The 17,086-nt window shown below is 46.3% G+C and carries 18 protein-coding genes; all 18 read right to left on the bottom strand.

Annotation, left to right across the window (positions count from 1 at the left end):
* Window position 1: 1 nt before the first annotated feature.
* The 18 genes from fliQ to BTO10_RS10630 all read right to left on the bottom strand — a co-directional run bounded on the left by fliQ (window position 2) and on the right by BTO10_RS10630 (window position 17,086).
* A complete protein-coding gene (gene fliQ / locus BTO10_RS10715) occupies window positions 2-271 on the bottom strand; it encodes a flagellar biosynthesis protein FliQ (protein ID WP_004739854.1) in 270 nt (89 codons plus the stop codon).
* 12 nt (window positions 272-283) lie between these two features.
* A complete protein-coding gene (fliP, locus tag BTO10_RS10710) occupies window positions 284-1,213 on the bottom strand; it encodes a flagellar type III secretion system pore protein FliP (RefSeq protein WP_181143976.1) in 930 nt (309 codons plus the stop codon).
* A complete protein-coding gene (fliO, locus tag BTO10_RS10705; RefSeq protein WP_105024515.1) occupies window positions 1,200-1,640 on the bottom strand; it encodes a flagellar biosynthetic protein FliO in 441 nt (146 codons plus the stop codon). The genes fliP and fliO overlap by 14 nt, the downstream gene beginning before the upstream one ends.
* On the bottom strand, window positions 1,640-2,050 hold the full coding sequence (fliN, locus tag BTO10_RS10700) for a flagellar motor switch protein FliN (RefSeq protein WP_004739851.1): 411 nt from the start codon (window positions 2,048-2,050) through the stop codon (window positions 1,640-1,642). The genes fliO and fliN overlap by 1 nt, the downstream gene beginning before the upstream one ends.
* A 29-nt stretch (window positions 2,051-2,079) precedes the next feature.
* Window positions 2,080-3,123 carry a flagellar motor switch protein FliM gene (gene fliM / locus BTO10_RS10695; RefSeq protein WP_105024514.1) on the bottom strand — a complete coding sequence of 348 codons (1,044 nt, stop codon included), beginning with the start codon at window positions 3,121-3,123 and terminating at the stop codon, window positions 2,080-2,082.
* A 7-nt stretch (window positions 3,124-3,130) separates the two neighbouring features.
* Window positions 3,131-3,619 carry a flagellar basal body-associated protein FliL gene (gene fliL / locus BTO10_RS10690; protein WP_102423456.1) on the bottom strand — a complete coding sequence of 163 codons (489 nt, stop codon included), beginning with the start codon at window positions 3,617-3,619 and terminating at the stop codon, window positions 3,131-3,133.
* Window positions 3,620-3,709: 90 nt separating this feature from the next.
* Entirely contained in the window at window positions 3,710-5,857 is a 2,148-nt protein-coding gene (locus tag BTO10_RS10685; protein WP_105024513.1) for a flagellar hook-length control protein FliK, read from the bottom strand.
* Between the two features lie 180 nt (window positions 5,858-6,037).
* Complete coding sequence (gene fliJ / locus BTO10_RS10680) at window positions 6,038-6,475, bottom strand: flagellar export protein FliJ (RefSeq protein WP_008218280.1); 438 nt, start codon at window positions 6,473-6,475, stop codon at window positions 6,038-6,040.
* 19 nt (window positions 6,476-6,494) lie between these two features.
* On the bottom strand, window positions 6,495-7,814 hold the full coding sequence (gene fliI / locus BTO10_RS10675) for a flagellar protein export ATPase FliI (protein WP_105024512.1): 1,320 nt from the start codon (window positions 7,812-7,814) through the stop codon (window positions 6,495-6,497).
* Window positions 7,814-8,614, bottom strand: a complete 801-nt coding sequence (gene fliH, locus BTO10_RS10670) for a flagellar assembly protein FliH (protein WP_004739840.1) — start codon at window positions 8,612-8,614, stop codon at window positions 7,814-7,816. The genes fliI and fliH overlap by 1 nt, the downstream gene beginning before the upstream one ends.
* A gap of 124 nt (window positions 8,615-8,738) precedes the next feature.
* Window positions 8,739-9,800, bottom strand: coding sequence for a flagellar motor switch protein FliG (gene fliG, locus BTO10_RS10665; protein ID WP_105024511.1), 1,062 nt, complete (start codon window positions 9,798-9,800; stop codon window positions 8,739-8,741).
* A complete protein-coding gene (gene fliF / locus BTO10_RS10660) occupies window positions 9,793-11,535 on the bottom strand; it encodes a flagellar basal-body MS-ring/collar protein FliF (RefSeq protein ID WP_004739837.1) in 1,743 nt (580 codons plus the stop codon). Before fliF ends, fliG begins: the two co-directional genes overlap by 8 nt.
* 16 nt (window positions 11,536-11,551) lie before the next feature.
* Window positions 11,552-11,863, bottom strand: a complete 312-nt coding sequence (fliE, locus tag BTO10_RS10655; RefSeq protein WP_004739835.1) for a flagellar hook-basal body complex protein FliE — start codon at window positions 11,861-11,863, stop codon at window positions 11,552-11,554.
* A 133-nt stretch (window positions 11,864-11,996) separates the two neighbouring features.
* On the bottom strand, window positions 11,997-13,406 hold the full coding sequence (locus BTO10_RS10650) for a sigma-54-dependent transcriptional regulator (protein WP_105024510.1): 1,410 nt from the start codon (window positions 13,404-13,406) through the stop codon (window positions 11,997-11,999).
* Between the two features lie 33 nt (window positions 13,407-13,439).
* On the bottom strand, window positions 13,440-14,480 hold the full coding sequence (locus BTO10_RS10645; protein ID WP_004739832.1) for a sensor histidine kinase: 1,041 nt from the start codon (window positions 14,478-14,480) through the stop codon (window positions 13,440-13,442).
* Window positions 14,481-14,662: 182 nt separating this feature from the next.
* Complete coding sequence (locus BTO10_RS10640; RefSeq protein WP_105024509.1) at window positions 14,663-16,129, bottom strand: sigma-54 dependent transcriptional regulator; 1,467 nt, start codon at window positions 16,127-16,129, stop codon at window positions 14,663-14,665.
* Window positions 16,130-16,357: 228 nt separating this feature from the next.
* Window positions 16,358-16,768, bottom strand: coding sequence for a flagellar export chaperone FliS (fliS, locus tag BTO10_RS10635; RefSeq protein WP_004739829.1), 411 nt, complete (start codon window positions 16,766-16,768; stop codon window positions 16,358-16,360).
* Window positions 16,769-16,780: 12 nt separating this feature from the next.
* Complete coding sequence (locus BTO10_RS10630) at window positions 16,781-17,086, bottom strand: flagellar protein FliT (RefSeq protein WP_004739828.1); 306 nt, start codon at window positions 17,084-17,086, stop codon at window positions 16,781-16,783.

Here is a 17,086-nt window from a genome sequence, read left to right as displayed (position 1 = left end):
TTTAATACAGAACTTGAGGTAAACGTTCGATGAGTTCAAAAAAGAACTCCATCATCATCTGAGTCATCCAGTGCGCAAACAGCATCAAGGCTAATAAGGTCACGATCAAACGCGGTAGGAAACTCAATGTTTGTTCGTTGATCGAGGTCGCTGCTTGGAAGATAGCAACGACCAAACCGATAAGCAGACTGGGAATAATGATGGCGCAAACCATGATTAGCACCATCCAAAGTGCGTCTCGGAACAACTCTACGAATATTTCAGGATTCATGATGTCCCCCAGCTACAAGGCAAAACTGCCGGCGAGTGTAGAGAGTATCAGGTTCCAACCATCAACAAGAACGAACAGCATCAGCTTAAACGGCAGCGATACGATCATTGGTGACAACATCATCATACCCATCGCCATCAATACCGACGCCACCACCAAGTCGATAATCAAAAACGGCAAGAACAGCATAAAGCCAATCTGGAACGCGGTTTTGAGTTCAGAGGTGATAAACGCAGGAATCAGCACCGCCATTGAAACGTCTTCAGGGTTGGTCACTTCCGCTCCAGAGATCTCAACAAAAGTCTCTAGATCCTTAATTCGAGTCTGCTTGAGCATGAATGATTTGATAGGCCCTTGGGCAACATCAAATGCTTGTCGTGCGGTTATCTGCTCATTCAAATAGGGTTGGACCGCCTGCTCATTCACCTGATTGATCACCGGTGACATGATGAAGAAGGTCAAGAATATTGCGATACCAATGATGACTTGGTTCGATGGCGTTTGTTGCAGACCCATTGCCTGACGCAGAATAGACATCACCACCACAATACGGGTGAACGAAGTCATCAAAATAACCATTGCCGGCAAGAAGCCAAGCATGGTCATCAACGCAAGAATTTGCAGGTTGATCGAGTAGTCTTCACCACCGTTAGCATTGGTCGTCATGGTGAAAGCAGGAATGCCGCCCCCGCTGCCCGTCAAGCTGCCGGTGGTCATAGTGGTTGATTTGTCTTGGTCTTGTTCCATCGTGCTGATGGTGACCGACTCTGAGCCCGCGGTGTTGGCGGGAATAACAGTGCCGTCTTCAGCCTGTGCAAATACCGACACACTAAACAAAAGGGTACAGAGAAGAGTAAGCTGAACCAGCAGCACCTTCACCGCTCGGAAAGCTCCGGCTTGGTAAAAGTAAGATGAGTTCAAAAGTCCGTTATTTGTTTGCATCTTTTTTCATGAGCTGGGAAAGCTGACTTGAGAATGTACTTTTTTCCAGCATCTCCTGAGTAAGAGGTTTATCAAGCTTAGAGATCAGCTGAATAGATTGAGTGGTAATGCCCACTAAGAACTGTTCATCGCCCGCTTGCACAATAGCGATACGCTCTTTTGTGCCGACAGGGATTTGCCTAACAATCGCCAAACCTTGTTGATTGGACATTGCTGGCACTTGCATGCGCTTAAGCAACCAAGCAATAAATAAAATGAAGGCTATAACGAAAATTAGCGACCCAAAAGTGGTCGCCAAATCAAGAGAAGGTGGCGTTGCTGCAAAGGCAACAGAAGGAGTAGCAAACAGCCCAACTCCAACTATTGCTCGAGATAAGCTCTTCAGCCCTTGAGATAAACTCGTCAACCTTAGAGACGATAAGCGCATTAACGTAACTTCTTAATACGTTCTGTTTGGCTAATTACGTCGGTCAAACGAATACCAAACTTGTCGTTCACCACAACCACTTCACCGTGAGCAATCAGAGTACCATTGACCATCACATCCAGTGACTCACCAGCAATACGGTCTAACTCTACAACCGAACCTTGGTTCAATTGCAGAAGGTTGCGGATACTGATCTGAGAGCGGCCAACTTCCATAGAAATGGTGACAGGGATATCCATGATGGTATCCAGCTTGCGGCGCTCGTCTTCAGAAATCGGAGACGATGAATCAGTTAGCTCATCAAGTGGTGCCGCAAGCACATCGTCAACATCAATTGACGGTGCAGAAGGGTCTTCACCAAGCGCTGCAGCCCATTCGTCTGCTAGCTTTTGATCTTCACTAGGTTCCATTACCAATTCCTATACTTTTATCTATTTTGCTATTCGTTATCATCGCTGTGTTCTAGTTCAGACATTAAATCTTTGCCTAGGAAAGCGAGATCAGTTTTGACCACATGAGGTCTTTGAATTTTTTCAGAAATCTGTACCGCGAGTTTTTCACCCGAGCGCCCCATTTTTACACGGTAGGTCGGTAACTCTTCTACGAACATGGTCGCGTGCTCAGGCATGTTCATCGGAATGACATCACCAGGGCGCAGCTCCATTAAGTCACGTAGTGAGATATCCTGCTCTAGAAGGTTAACGCGGAAGTTAACAGGCACGTCCATGATTTCATCACGCAGTGCTGTGCTCCAGCGAACATCGGTTTCCATTTTGTCGGATTGAACACCCGCATCGAGCAGTTCACGGATTGGCTCAACCATGGAGTAAGGCATGACTACGTGGAAATCACCACCGCCGCCATCCACTTCAATATGGAATGAGCTCACTACGATAACTTCTGTTGGACTCACAATGTTCGCCATACTCGGGTTCACTTCAGAATCCAAGTATTCAAACTCAACCCCCATTACTGGTGACCAAGCTTCTTTGTAATCTTCAAATACAATCTTCAGCAGCAGCTGAATAATACGTCTTTCCGTTGGCGTAAATTCACGGCCTTCAATCTTGGCGTGGAAGCGACCATCACCACCAAAGAAGTTTTCTACAAGGATGAAAACAAGACGTGCTTCCATGGTGATCAGCGCCGTACCTTTAAGCGGACGGAAACGCACCATGTTTAAACTGGTTGGTACGTACAGAGTGTTTTGGTATTCACCAAATTTCATCATCTGTACGCCGTTGATCGACACTTCAGCCGTTTTACGCAACATATTAAACAAGCTAATTCGCATATGACGTGCGAAACGCTCGTTAATAAGTTCAAGGGTCGGCATCCGACCACGGACGATTCGATCTTGAGAGGAGAAGTCAAAATTGACCGCACTGTCATTGTCGGTCTCTAAGACATCTTCAACTTCTTCAACATCATCAACGCCGTGTAACAGCGCATCAATTTCGTCTTGGCTTAATAAATCGGTCACAAATTACCTATTGAATTACGAAGTCAGTGAATAACACTTTTTCAATCACAGGCTGGCCAACTGCTTGAGCCAGACTTGCTTTAATATCTTCTGTCGCTTTGTCACGTAGTTCCACTCGCCCTGTTGGTGAGCGAAGTTGATCAACCGTTGCCGAAGCGAACGTTGCGAGCAATGTACTCTCTACTAGTGGAGAGTGGTAACGCGCCAGGTCTTCATTCTTGCTACCACGCACCATCAGCTGTGCTTTTATCTGAACTAGGCGATCTTTTTTATCACCTGTTACATTGAACAAGAATGGCTGAGGGATGTTCACATACATAACAGGCTCTGCTGCAACCACAGCTGTGGCTGGCTGAGACTGAGATTCTGAGGCACTATCATCGGAACCTAAGAAAAAGAACAACGCACCACCAATACTAAGCAGTAAAACAACGACCGCTATAATGATAATAAGGAGCTTACTCTTTCCTTTAGGTGCATCTTGTACTTCTGCCATACTTTACTCTAACTTCCTGTTCTTTCGATTAACTGACGGTTCTGTCTATCAGCTGGTTCTGTCTATTAACTAAATGCGCTCAGCCTGATATTAGGCATAATAACTAATTCCATCACGCTTTGATGCGACATTCAATTCAAGATTGCTGCCACTATCAAGGTTTTCATCACCTTGCGTATCATTTGTGCGGTTAGAGCCTGATTGTTGCTCACCACTGTTGTATCTGTCTTGCCCCTGACCTGAACCTTGCTGTTGAACGGATGAATCGGCAAGCTGCATACCCTGCTGAGCAAGCATCTCTCTCAATCGAGGTAAGGTTTGTTCAATCACATCCCTCGCCTGTTGGCTGTTCACCGTAAAATGCACGTTCGCCACGTCATTATTCATGGTCATGCGGATCTTCATCTGACCCAGCTCTGGTGGATCGAGTCGAATGTCTAAGTTCTTAAGGTTTTTAGACATCATCATTTGTACTTTTTCAGCGACCTGTTCGTTTGCTAGCTCTTTAGTCAGCTGCAACGGTGCCTGTTGAGCGGCTTGAATCTCGGCTCGTGTTGGTGCCGAACCTGCGTTCGCTGCACCTTGTACGCCAGCCGCAGAAGCGATCTGCTGAGCAAATGTGGTGTCTTTCGAATCTTCCTTAGTTCCGGCTTTGCCAAGACCGGAAAGGGCAGCTGCACCAGCACCGGCCTTAAGTAACATATCTGTTGAACCCGCTTTTGTCGCGGCAGGTGCTGCATTCAGCGCCACACCTTGCGCGTTTAACGCCGGATCCAACGCAGCTTGTGGCTGTTGTGTTGTGACATTAGCTTGTTGAGCAGCTGCCTGTTGGGCTACATGCGTATTAGCGTTCAACATTGCTGCTTTATCCGTCACTGCATGAGTGGTAGCGGCATTACTTGCCGATTGCGCTGCAGCTTGTGCCGTAGTTTGCTGCGCAGCTGTCGCAACCGCTGCTGTTGAAGCTGCCGCTGCTAAAGCTTTGGCTTCATTTGAATCTGTATTATCCCAATCAATCGCAACAGGCTCAGCAGAGGTATGGTTTGCGCCCGGAGCTTGGCTCAATAAAGCCGTTGCTTGTTGCTGAACGTTTACGAGTTGTTTATCCAAAACGTCTAACTCAGCGGTCGTTGTAGCCAGCATCGCTTGCTCATCAGTTGTCAACTTTGTGCCACTTTGCTGCTTCTGCAGTAGGCCATCAACAACGGACTGTTTTGACTCAATCTGAGCATTCAGTTGATTGAGCGCTTTGGTGTGCGCATCTACCTGTTTTGCTAACTCAATATCGGCTGGAGACAGTGTTTGGCTTTGCCCTGCAACTTCTGCTTGTGCCGCATTTTTCTGGCTGAGCTCTCGGCTCATGCTTGCTTCAATCTGCTCTGGAGTAACGCCTTTATCCATCAACTGGCGAATTTCATCATCCGTCAGTTGCGAAACGCCTTTTCCGCCAGTCAGCACAGCGATTTCAGAGTCCACTTCTAGCGCGTTACCTTGATTCGCTGAGTTGATTTGCTGTAGTTGATTACCCACTTCACCTGCTACTGCGAAGCCTGCAACAGAAGCTCCAGGAATACTACCTTGAGCTTGCTCAACCTGAGACTGTTCTAACTGAGAGTGCTGTGGCAAGGCTTTGCCGTTCGGCGTCTGATTCAGCGTTTTATTTGCCTCATCCAACTGACCTAATAACTTGTTTCCTTCATTCATCGCAGCCGCCGCTTGCGATGCTTGGGTCGATTCGTTTACCGCTGATGAAGCTTGACCTTGCAGTTGAGCTGTCTGCTCCTTAGAGCCTTTGTTGTTAGACAACTCATCTTTCTCACCCGCCTTGTTTGCGATAGCAGCATCATCGGTTGAATTAGCTTTGAGTTGTGACTCTGAGCTAGACACGGCCTCTACAGGAGTTTTATCTGTGGCTTTATCACCCTCAACTTCTGAAGCCACTTGATTACTTTGCGCTTGGCTTGACTCATCCGTAGTCTCAGCTGTTAAGTTCGTTTTCTTTGCTTCATCTGAAGCTTCACTTTCCGTAGAGGCTTGTTTAGCATCAGATTTTGTAGTGCTGTCTGCTTCTTTTTCCGTTGCTTTGCTACCACTTTCTTCAAAGCCGAGCGCTTCTTTAAAAGATTCAAAGAAACCTTTTGAGTCAACGGTTTCCTCCACCTTTGAAGCGGCAGAACCGGTATCCAACAACGAAGACGTTGTATTGGTCGCTGAATTTGAAGAAGGACTAACATTCATATATACAAGCTCTATCTACTAGCTTTGCTACCCTAAACAGGCAACAAAAAGAAAGTCGGATGCTTTTCATACCTTTATCAGGCACAAGGCGCAATTTTATATAAAACAGAGCAAGAAACATGCCTAGAAATCTCGGCAAATCACCGTGTGAACAGCGCCAGTTGGATTCGTGGCTCAGGATCACATCTTCTTTCGGCTATAGAGCAAAGTTGAAAACTCATCCATCTGCTTTTGTTCTCTTTGATCCTGCAGTTTGGCTTTCTCTTTCTGCTTCTTCTCCATCAACCACTCATAGGATTTACGTTTCTTACGCAGTTCCATCCAGTAGTTCTGACAGTTATCGACCTGGTTTTTAAAGTGATGCTCCGCTTCTCGCTGTTTAGAAAGCGTTTCATCCAATTGAGTTAAGAAGCGATTCAAATGCCCATATTGGCTGGCTGTTAGCCCAGCCTTGCCTCTATCGACAAGTTGCTGGCAATAATCCAGTCGATACTTTTCAATCTGTGCGACCTGTTCGTAATAACCTTGCAGCTCCGCATTCGCTTTGTTGAGCGCTAATACCGCTTGGTTTTCTTGGTCTTTTGCTTGGTCGAGAAGAAACTCTAATGCGTTATCCATGACTAACCTTAATCACCTGTTAGCCACCCAATACATGTTTCAACATGTTGACGCACATGTCGTATGGCACTGTTTCTTTCATCTTCTGCTGCAAGTACTCATCTAACTTCGGCTTCAAGGTGAAGGCGCTATCAATCGCAGGGTCAGTACCCGGCTTGTAAGCACCAATCGACACCAAGTCTTGGTTTTTGCGACAGATAGAAAGCACTTGTCTTACGGCTTTCGACATCAACACATGTTCTTCGGTGGTGATTTGAGGCATTACACGGCTGACGGACTTCTCAACGTCAATCGCAGGATAATGACCCGCATCTGCCATTTCACGCGACAACACAACGTGGCCATCGAGGATCGCTCGTGAAGCATCGGCGATTGGATCTTGTAGATCATCGCCTTCAGTTAGTACGGTAAAAAAGGCCGTGATTGAGCCTTGCTCATCATTGCCGTTACCCGCACGCTCAACCAGCGCTGGCAACTTAGCAAATACCGATGGCGGATAACCTTTGGTTGCAGGCGGTTCGCCAACAGATAGTGCGATTTCACGCTGAGCCTGTGCAAAACGGGTCAGTGAGTCCATCAGGAGTAGAACATCTAAGCCTTGGTCACGGAAATATTCCGCCACCGTTAGCGCCGTTTGACAGCCTTTCAATCGCATCAATGGTGATGAATCGGCAGGCGCAGCAACCACAACCGATCGCTTACGGCCGTTTTCACCAAGAATCTCTTCGATAAACTCTTTTACTTCGCGTCCACGCTCACCAATCAAGCCCACCACAACCACTTGCGCTGTGGTACCTCGAGTCATCATGCCTAGTGTTACGGATTTACCAACACCAGAACCTGCAAACAGACCGATACGTTGTCCTTTACCTACCGTCAGTAGGCCGTTAATTGCTTTCAAGCCAACATCAAGTGGTTCAGAAATTGGCTTACGAGCCAAAGGGTTAATCGGTTCGGCACTGAATGATGCGCGTTGCTCAGTATAGATAGGACCAAGCCCATCCAGAGGATTACCGACACCGTCGATAACACGGCCAAGCAGCTCCATACCCACCGGAATACCGCTTTCAGAAGTCATAGGGGTGACGCGAGCACCGGGTAAGATCCCTGTGATTTGTTCACTCGGCATCAGAAATAGGTTATCACCAGAGAAGCCAACCACTTCAGCTTCCATCTGACCAGACATGGTTTCAACTAAACACAGGCTACCAATCGGCGCTTTACAGCCAGTTGCTTCAAGGGTTAATCCGACTACCCTCACCAATTTACCAGAGGCAACGGGACGTGATTTTAGCCCTTCGACTTTGTATTGGCTGAGACGATTTGCTAACTCAAGCATTACGCATGACCTTGATGACGATTAGCACCACAGAAGCTCTGGATAACGTTCTTCACACGCTCTTCCATTCGATAATTCACACTCGATTCACCCGCTTCAATTTGTACATCGCCACGGTTAAGTGCAGGTTCTGAAACTAATGTCCAATTGCGGCAGTCCAGTTCAGTATCCCCATACGCAGATCGAATGATGGTGACGTCTTCTGGGTTAAGCTTCAAGGTAATAGCGTGACCAGAAATTGGCAGCGATTCGACTGACTCTTTCACGGTATCTAGGATGATTTGTGGATTGGTCTGAACTTCAACGTGAACCACCTCTTTAACCATGGTCAGCACCATGTCCACCAGCTGCTTTTCAACCTGAGCGTTCATCAGCTCCAAAGGTTGAGCAAACTGGTTTGCGAGCCCCATAAAGATAGCGACTTGTTGTTGAATGTACTCTTGACCAGCGGTAACGCCTTCGAGCTTACCAGCTTCATTGCCTTCTGCATGACCTGCGGCAAAGCCTTCTTCCTTGCCTTTTTCGTAACCTTGCTTGAAACCAGCTTCCTGGCCTTGATGCAGACCTTCTTGATACGCGCCTTGCTTGATCAGCTCGATTTGTTCTTCGGTCAGAATCAGCTCTTCTTCTTCGATCGCTTCTTCAACCGTTGGCATCCAACCCGGATCGTAGTTAAACGCCGTTTCTTTGGCTTGTTTACTCACATCAGAGGTGTAATCAGGTAGCCCCCATTTCTGAGGTTGGGCAACCGTATTATCTTCTTCAGGGCGAAGGAAGCCGCGTTTTCTATCACCTGACATATCAATACCTATTCCTGAGTGAGTCCAACTGCTTTAAATTCAGGCAGTTAAACTGTAATTAATCTGTGGTTCGAGGTTGGATAAAGAAAAGCCCCAACGGTGTGGGGCTTTTGAGGTTTCTGTATTAAAGGAACTCGTCGGCGCCACCAGACAGCATAATTTCGCCACTGTCTGCCATCTTCCTCGCAATACCCAAAATCTCTTTCTGAGCCGCTTCTACGTCAGAGACTTTCACTGGCGGCATCGCCTCAATATCGTCTCTCATCATATCGGCAGCACGTTTAGACATGTTCTTGAAGATCTTCTCACGCAGGCCTTCATCAGCACCTTTAAGTGCTTTCTGTAGAACGTCTTGTGGAACGTCACGTAGCAGTTTCTGAACGCCTTGGTCGTCCACTTCAATGAGGTTTTCAAAGACAAACATAAGATCTTGAATCTGCGTTGCCATGTCTTCGTCTTGATCACGGATTTGATCCATCAAGACACCTTCTACGTTGTTGTCCATGTAGTTCATGATCTCTGCCGCTGCCTTCAGGCCGCCAATTTTGGCAGCTTGAGCACCGGCTTGACCTGCGAACTGTTTCTCCATGATTTCATTCAGCTCAGCAAGCGCCGAAGGTTGAACTTCTTCAAGGTTAGCAATACGCATCATCAGATCTAAACGTACACGTTCAGGGAACTGAGACAGAATCTCAGCAGACTGATCGGCTTCTAAGTAAGACAAGACAATGGTTTGAATCTGCGGGTGCTCGTTAATGATGATACTTGCCACCTGACGAGGATCCATCCACTTAAGAGAATCCAAGCCTTTTGAGCCAGTTCCCAGAAGGATTTGGTCAACAAGGTTGTTGGCCTTGTCTTCACCCAGAGCAGCCACCAGTGCATTACGCATGAAGTCTTCACTGCCCATACCGATGTTAGTGTACTTCTGAATATCATCTAAGAAAGCACGGTGCACTGCGCCTACTTTCTCCTGAGATAGATCCGTAGCTCGCGCCATTGCACTACCCACTCGTTGAACCTGCTTAGGTTCTAGGTGGCGAATAATGCCTGCCGCGTCTTCTTCATTCAAACTTAGCAATAAGATCGCAGCGCGTTCATCGCCTGAGATAGAGCCGATATCCACACTTGAGACATCAAGCACTTCACCGCCTTCAGCTTGTTGTGGAGCAATTTCGTTAGCCATCTGCCATCCAATTCTTAACTACTTGAGCTGCTAGCTCTGGTTCATTCGCTACAAGTGCACGTACTGCTTTCAGCACGTCTTCATCTTTATGAAGGTTCGGCAAGTCGATGCTTGAACCAAATTCAAACAGCTCGCCACCTTCAATGTCACCACCAATTAGGCTGGTCTCGCCATCGGCACCAATTGGCATGCCGTCTGGACCGTACATCTGGTCATCGTTATCTGCGGCTGGGTTAAGCAGTTTCTTCATTGCAGGGCGAACAAGAACTAACACCACAACAATAATAACCAACGCGCTCGCAAACCAACGTACCCAATCATTAAAGTTAGGGTGCTCCCAGATTGGCACATCAGGAACCACATCTGTGATTTGTGGTGCGAACTGCATGCTTAATACATTCAATAAGTCACCGCGGCTTTCATCAAAGCCAACCGTACCAATCAGCACTTGGCGAATCGCGTTGATTTCGCTAGCAGGGATTGGCGTGTGCACCACTTCACCCGTATCTGGGTTGATGGATTGACGGTCTTTAATCGCTACCGATACCGTTTGACGGTTCACCGTTCCAGTCTGCTTACGTTCGTGGCTGATAGTGGTGTCTAATTCGAAGTTTCGCGTTGCTTCTTTATGAACCGAGCCCTGACCAGTCATCGCACCATCTTTCATCTGAGCGACATCTTGAGGGATAGACGCATCTGATGGAGGCTGGTTACTCAGCGCCCCCGGAATACCAGCGACAGTATTACCGTTATTATAATCTTCTAAGGTGTATTCGCTTCGCGTTGCCGGCGTGTTAGGATCGAAACGTTTTCTGGTTTGCTCAACTGCGCTGAAGTCGAGCTGAATATCAACCTGAGCCGTGTAGTTTCCAAAACCAAGGATAGGAATCAAGATAGAGTCAATTTTCTCACGCAGTGCTTGTTCTTGGTTGCGCTCTAACTCATGTTCTTTACGACGCGCTGCTGATGTTGGGTCTTCAGAACCAGAACTCAGCAGTCTACCATGCTGATCTGTCACGGTTATTCTTGAAGTATTCATTCCCGGAACCGCACTGGCGACCATATCAACAATAGATTCGACTTCTTGCTGCTTGAGGTTAGTACCCGTTTTAAGTGTTAGAAAAACTGAAGCAGAGGCTTCTTGATTATGACGGACAAAAACACTTTGCTTAGGCAAAGCCAATAGGACATGAGCCTTGCGTACTGGCTGCATCTCTTCAAAAACCGCTTCCAACTGCCGTTCACGGCTCAGCTTGAGGCGCTCTTGCTCTAAACGCTGTGAGACTCCAAAGCCCATATCTTGCATAAGAATGTCATCACCTTCTCTCGTCTCTTGGTTCAAGCCAGCTCGAACCATGTTAAGCTTCAGAGAATTATATTCACTCGCAGGTACAGAGATAGTATTGCCTTCAAGTGAATATTCGATCTTTTGCTGATCTAAGTAGTCAAGAACTGGGATCAATTCTTCTGTTTCGTAAGCCCCTAATGGACGCATTTCTGGCTCTTTTACCCAGAAAAACAGCATCACAATAAGCGCGACACAGATTGAGATAGACAGCACTAAGACAACCTGACGAAGTAAATCTAGGTCACCTACGGCCATATCAAATTTAGATGAACTACGTTCACCTAGATCGGGATTTTGTCCTTCTCCGTCCAGCTCAGCACCCGCAATGAGTGCGTGATCGTTACCATCGCTCACGGTTAAATCTGTTGTTTGACTATTATCTGCCACTACTTAACTACCCAACTTATACCGGCATATTCATAAGCTCTTTGTACGACTCAACCAACTTATTTCTAATTTGGATTGTCGCTTCAAAAGCCACACTAGATTTATTGCGAGCAATCATCACATCAGACAGCGACACACTTTGGTCGCCGCTATCAAAACGAGTTTGAAGATCCCCTGAGGTCTTTTGCAATGAGTTCACATTGTTGATGGCTTGCGTCAGCATGTTGCCGAAGTCTGCACCGACCGTTTGTCCTGTCGCAGCTGGGCGCGTGCTCGCAGCTTCAACCATCATTGCCTGCATTTCGCCTTGTAGACCATCTATTCTCATTTATTACCTCAAGGAGTCAAATTTATGACCGTCTATTTTGCTGTATTATTGACAGAGCAATTAGCGTGCCATACCTAAAGACGACTAGATATCGTACTACACTAGTCAGAAAGCTGACACTACTAATCTGTGCTTAGTTTGGGATATCTATTCCAGCATCGCGCATTTTTGCTAACTTATAGCGCAATGTACGAGGGCTAATACCTAGTTTCTCAGCCATGTCTTTACGTCGGCCATTACATGCGATCAAAGTTTCGAGGATGATCGCATACTCTTGATCTCTAAGCTCATTCCCCAGCCCTTCACTGCTTGAAGCAATTTGATTGATCGGGTTTGCTTCCGCAATAGGCTTGATATCTGGCGTTGCCACATCGCTACCTTCCACAATCTGCTGTAGGCCGCTGGCGTCTTGCCAATCCACCCCTTCAAGTAGGATATGCTCACCAGAAATTTTTTCTTCTTCGCTCAGAATCAACGCACGCTGCACGACATTATCAAGCTCACGGACATTGCCCGGCCACGGATAATTGACGAGTTTGCTGATCGCTTGAGCTGACATAACCGGAACAGGCATTCCCAGTTTGGTACAGTGTCGCTCAACCAAGTGCTTCGCCAAAGGCTCAATATCACCTTTACGCTCACACAGTGGAGGCCAAGAAATTGGGAAAACGTTCAGACGGTAGTATAAGTCTTCACGGAAATTACCTTCAGATACATACTGCTTGAGATCTCGGTTACTGGTCGCGAGTACACGAACATCCAGTTTAATGCTCTTACGGCTACCTAAACGTTCAACTTCACGCTCTTGCAGCACACGCAGTAGCTTAGCTTGTAGGCCAAGGTCCATTTCACTGATCTCATCCAGTAAAATAGTACCACCCTGAGCTTGTTCAAACTTGCCTGGACACGCCTGAATAGCGCCAGTAAATGCGCCTTTCTCATAACCAAACAAAGTCGCTTCCAACATATTGTCAGGAATTGCCGCACAGTTGATCGCGACAAACGGACCATCTTTACGGTTAGAGGCATTATGGATGTAACGCGACATCACCTCTTTACCTGAACCACTTGGGCCAAGGACCATAACATTGGCGTCCGCTTTGGCCACTTTATCAGCCAGCATCATCAGCTTGATACTTTTCTCATCGGCAACGATGGCATCACCATTGTCGTCCGACTTAACGGGAGCGTAACGGCTCACCATGTTTAGCAGTACTTCCGGCGCAAATGGCTTTGCCATATAATCGATAGCGCCTTCTTTCATTGCAGCAACGGCGTCTTCGATATTTGCGTAAGCTGTCATCAACAATACAGGGAGATTCGGCCAATGCTGCTTGATATTTCTTAACAGTGCTAAGCCGCCCATGCCTGCCATCTGAACATCAGAGACAACGATATCAACGGAGTTCGATTTTAGTTTGACTAGAGCATCTTCTGCGCAATCTGCTTCTAGCCATTCATAGCCAGCAAGCGCGAGTGTATCGACAAGGGCCTCGCGTAGACCTTCATCATCTTCGACGATTAACACTTTGCTTTGAGCCATAGGATTCTCCAGTGTAAATTCAGTTAAAACTTATTAATCTTCAGTAGAAGCGCTTCTTTCTAGCGGCAAACACATAGTAAAGCATGCGCCGTCGCCCTCTTCTGATATCAATTCCAGTCGGCCTTCATGTGCTCGACATACCATTTGCACAACCGCCAAGCCTAAACCTGTGCCTTGTGAGCGAGTGGTAAAGAATGGTTCCATAATTTTACCTTGAAGCTCTTTTGGTACGCCGGGACCACTGTCTTGTACTGATATCTTAAGCTCGCCGTTTACCGGCCTAAAAAACACATCTATCTGTGATTCTTTGCCAGCAATTTGAACCGCATTCAAAACCAAATTACTTAAAGCGGAGGCAATCGCGTTGGCATTACCGAACATTTGAGTCTGTTCGCCTTCCACTTCTTGGCAGTAATCAATTTGGTTCGATTTCAACGCCGCTTCTACCATTGGCTGAAATTCTGTTATCAATTCAGCCACTGTAAAAGGTTTCACCACCTTGTTATCGCCGCCCTTAGCAAACAACAGCATGTCATTAACTTGCTTCTCTAAGTCATGAAGTCTATCCATAAGCTTAGATTGAAAACGTGTCTTTGTTGCCGGCGGTAGATTCGGTGCGGCAAGGTTTGACGCATACAACATCGCACTAGAAAGCGGTGTCCGAACCTGATGAGCAAGTGACGCCACCATTCTGCCTAATGACGACAAACGCTGAAGATCACTAACCCGTGATTGCAGCAAACGCGTCTCGGTCAGATCGGTAATCAAAATCAGCTGACCTGTGGTGGAAGCAGAAATCGCCAAACGTACCTTTCGACCATTCTTTAATGAGATCTCATGACCATCATCGTCCTTTGGGTCAAAAGCACTTTGGATAACAGAAAACCACTTCTCTCCAACTAACTCGACGCCAAGAATGCGGTGCGCTTCAGGGTTTGCTTCTCTCACTTCACCATGGGTATCTAACAAGATAACACCAGCTGGCATAACGTCGAGCACTTGCTTGTAACGCTCGACCTGTTGTTCAACAGAATCTAGGTGTGATTGGTTTTCTGGTTCGTTAGATACGTGCATGTCAAAAATTTGCCTCAAATACTAAAACAGCCTGACACGCACAAAACGAGTCAGGCTATTTGCTATATTTATCACATAGTTAAGCAAGCAACAACTCGACTATGGTTTATCTTATCGCTTAGCTAAAGTGAACGATTAGCTAAAAATTTCGTGTTTGTTTTTCGTTTTCGAAAAGCAGAACACTAACGCTGCAGATTGTATTTACGCATTTTCTCAACCAGAGTGGTTCTGCGCATACCTAACATGTCTGCCGCTCGAGCAACAATACCGCCTTGAGCTTCCAAAGCTTGATTGATCATATTCACTTCCATATCAGCAAGCAGCTCTTTCAGGTTAACCCCTTCTGGTGGTAGTTCCTGAGGTGCATTCGCGTTGTCAGTCATATCATCTTGCTGATCGAAGCTGAAATCTTCAGAGAACAGGTCGGCTAACGCGTCACGCTCTTGCTCTTGCTCAGACACAAAGCTATTAAACTCTGGTTGGAATTCAGGGATATCACTGTATCGATACTTAGTTGGCAGGTGGTTTACGTCCACTAGGCTATTCGGATAAAGAATAACCATGCGTTCCACTAAGTTTGCCAATTCACGTACATTACCTGGCCAGTCATGTTCCATCAAAGAGTTAATCGCTCGAGGCGTAAAGCAGATAGGCAGACTACCTTCCGCTTCCATTCTAGTCATAAGCTCTTGAAGTAGAAGAGGAATATCTTCTTTACGCTCTTGTAAGGCCGGCATTTCAATCGGAAACACATTCAAGCGGTAGTAAAGATCTTCACGGAATGAATCATCGTCGATCATATCTTCAAGGTTACGGTGTGTTGCCGCAATCACTCGAACGTTAGCCTGAATAGTGCAATTACCACCTACACGCTCAAAACATCGCTCTTGCAGTACACGTAACAACTTAACTTGCATAGCCATTGGCATGTCGCCAATCTCATCAAGAAATAGCGTGCCACCTTCAGCTAACTCAAAACGCCCTTTACGTGCGGTAATTGCGCCAGTAAATGCGCCTTTCTCATGACCAAACAGTTCACTCTCCAACAAATCTGGAGGGATTGCGCCACAGTTCACTGGCACAAACGGGCCAGAGCGGCGTTTTGAATGGTAATGAATGTTACGTGCAACCACCTCTTTGCCGGTACCGGATTCACCAAGAATCAGTACATTCGCTTCCGTAGAGGAGACTTGTTCAATCAGGTGACGGACTTCTTGAATACCAGCACTTTGACCCACTAGGCTGCGAAACAGTGTGTTCTTACGTGCTGAAGAGACAACTTGAACCCCTTTGCGACCTAGGAAATCTTTACAGTGTCTTAATGCGTCACTTAACTGAGGGTAGTTTAGGGGCAGCTCGAGCTCACCAACAAAATTGGTGAGCTCATCAACAGGATGGTTGTTTTTGCCAATCACAAGCAGAGGGATATGATTCGCGTGAACAAGCTTATCATTCAGTAGTGCGTTGAAGCCTTTACCTTTTATTGAGCCGATAATGCAACCAGCCCACTGTAGTGACCAGTCGACTTTGCGCGCTTGTTCAGAGCTGATAACTTCGCAGCTCTCTCCTACAAACTCTAATATTGTGCTTAAATTGTGACGATCTTGAGCGTTATCGTCGACGACAAGCAGTTTTGCCAAACCTTGCATAAGTAGGAATTATTGCCTTTATTTTGGTGCGATGCGGAAAAACGGTGAGCAACGTAATCCATAAAATTTAGAATTCTATCTGTGATTATGGTTTACGAAGACAAATTTATGAAATCAGCAACGAAAAAAGCCATTAGGCTATCTAATGGCTTCTATTTTATTTGATTAAAAAAATAAGGCAACCAACCAATTAGCGGATCTAAGGTTGGCTAAAACAGCAATTTTTCTTTAAATACCGACTTCAGCAGACGTCAAGTTGTGATATTCACTCGGAATTTGGTCCCAAGCGCTCTTAATTTCGCGAATAATATCTATAACATCATCAATAGACTGAGGGTCATTTTTGTGATTTGCCGCAGAAATTTGCGTGATCATGAACTCATAAAGTTGATCTAGGTTTTTCGCAATATCACCACCATCGTCCATAGAAAGGCAGCTGCGTAGGCTAATAATGATATCTAGAGCCTTGCCAAGACGCTCACCTTTCACAGGGATATTGCCCGCTTGCATTGCCGCTTTACCTTGGATCAAACGCTCAATCGCGCCCGCCATCAGCATTTGCACAATCTTATGCGGTGAGGCAGCCGTTAGCTGACTATCCACTGATACCTTTTTATATGCCTGTAAAGAACCGCGCATAGTAAACCTCTTCTATAAAAACTTTTTGTATTGTTGAACTGACTTGGCACCGTGTCGGTACTTGTGCAGGGTTTTCCCTACCCGACCTGTTTCAGACTGCATCAATTCGACTAATTTTCGTGTTCTCGAAATGGCTTCAAACCACTCCGAACTTTGCTTAACGTCAGGGTGTGAATCGATGAATTGAAGCACGTTTTGCAATAACTGTTCTCTGTTATCGACAAGCGTCGCTATTTCTTCAGCATTAATTTCGCTAAATTCGAGTTTAGAGATAATTAATTGATCTAGTTCACAAAGCTCTTGAAGCTGACTGGTCAT

The sequence above is a fragment of the Vibrio chagasii genome, assembly GCF_002954585.1.
Taxonomy (GTDB): Bacteria; Pseudomonadota; Gammaproteobacteria; order Enterobacterales; family Vibrionaceae; genus Vibrio; species Vibrio chagasii_A.
This window is presented reverse-complemented; position numbering and strand designations above follow the sequence as displayed.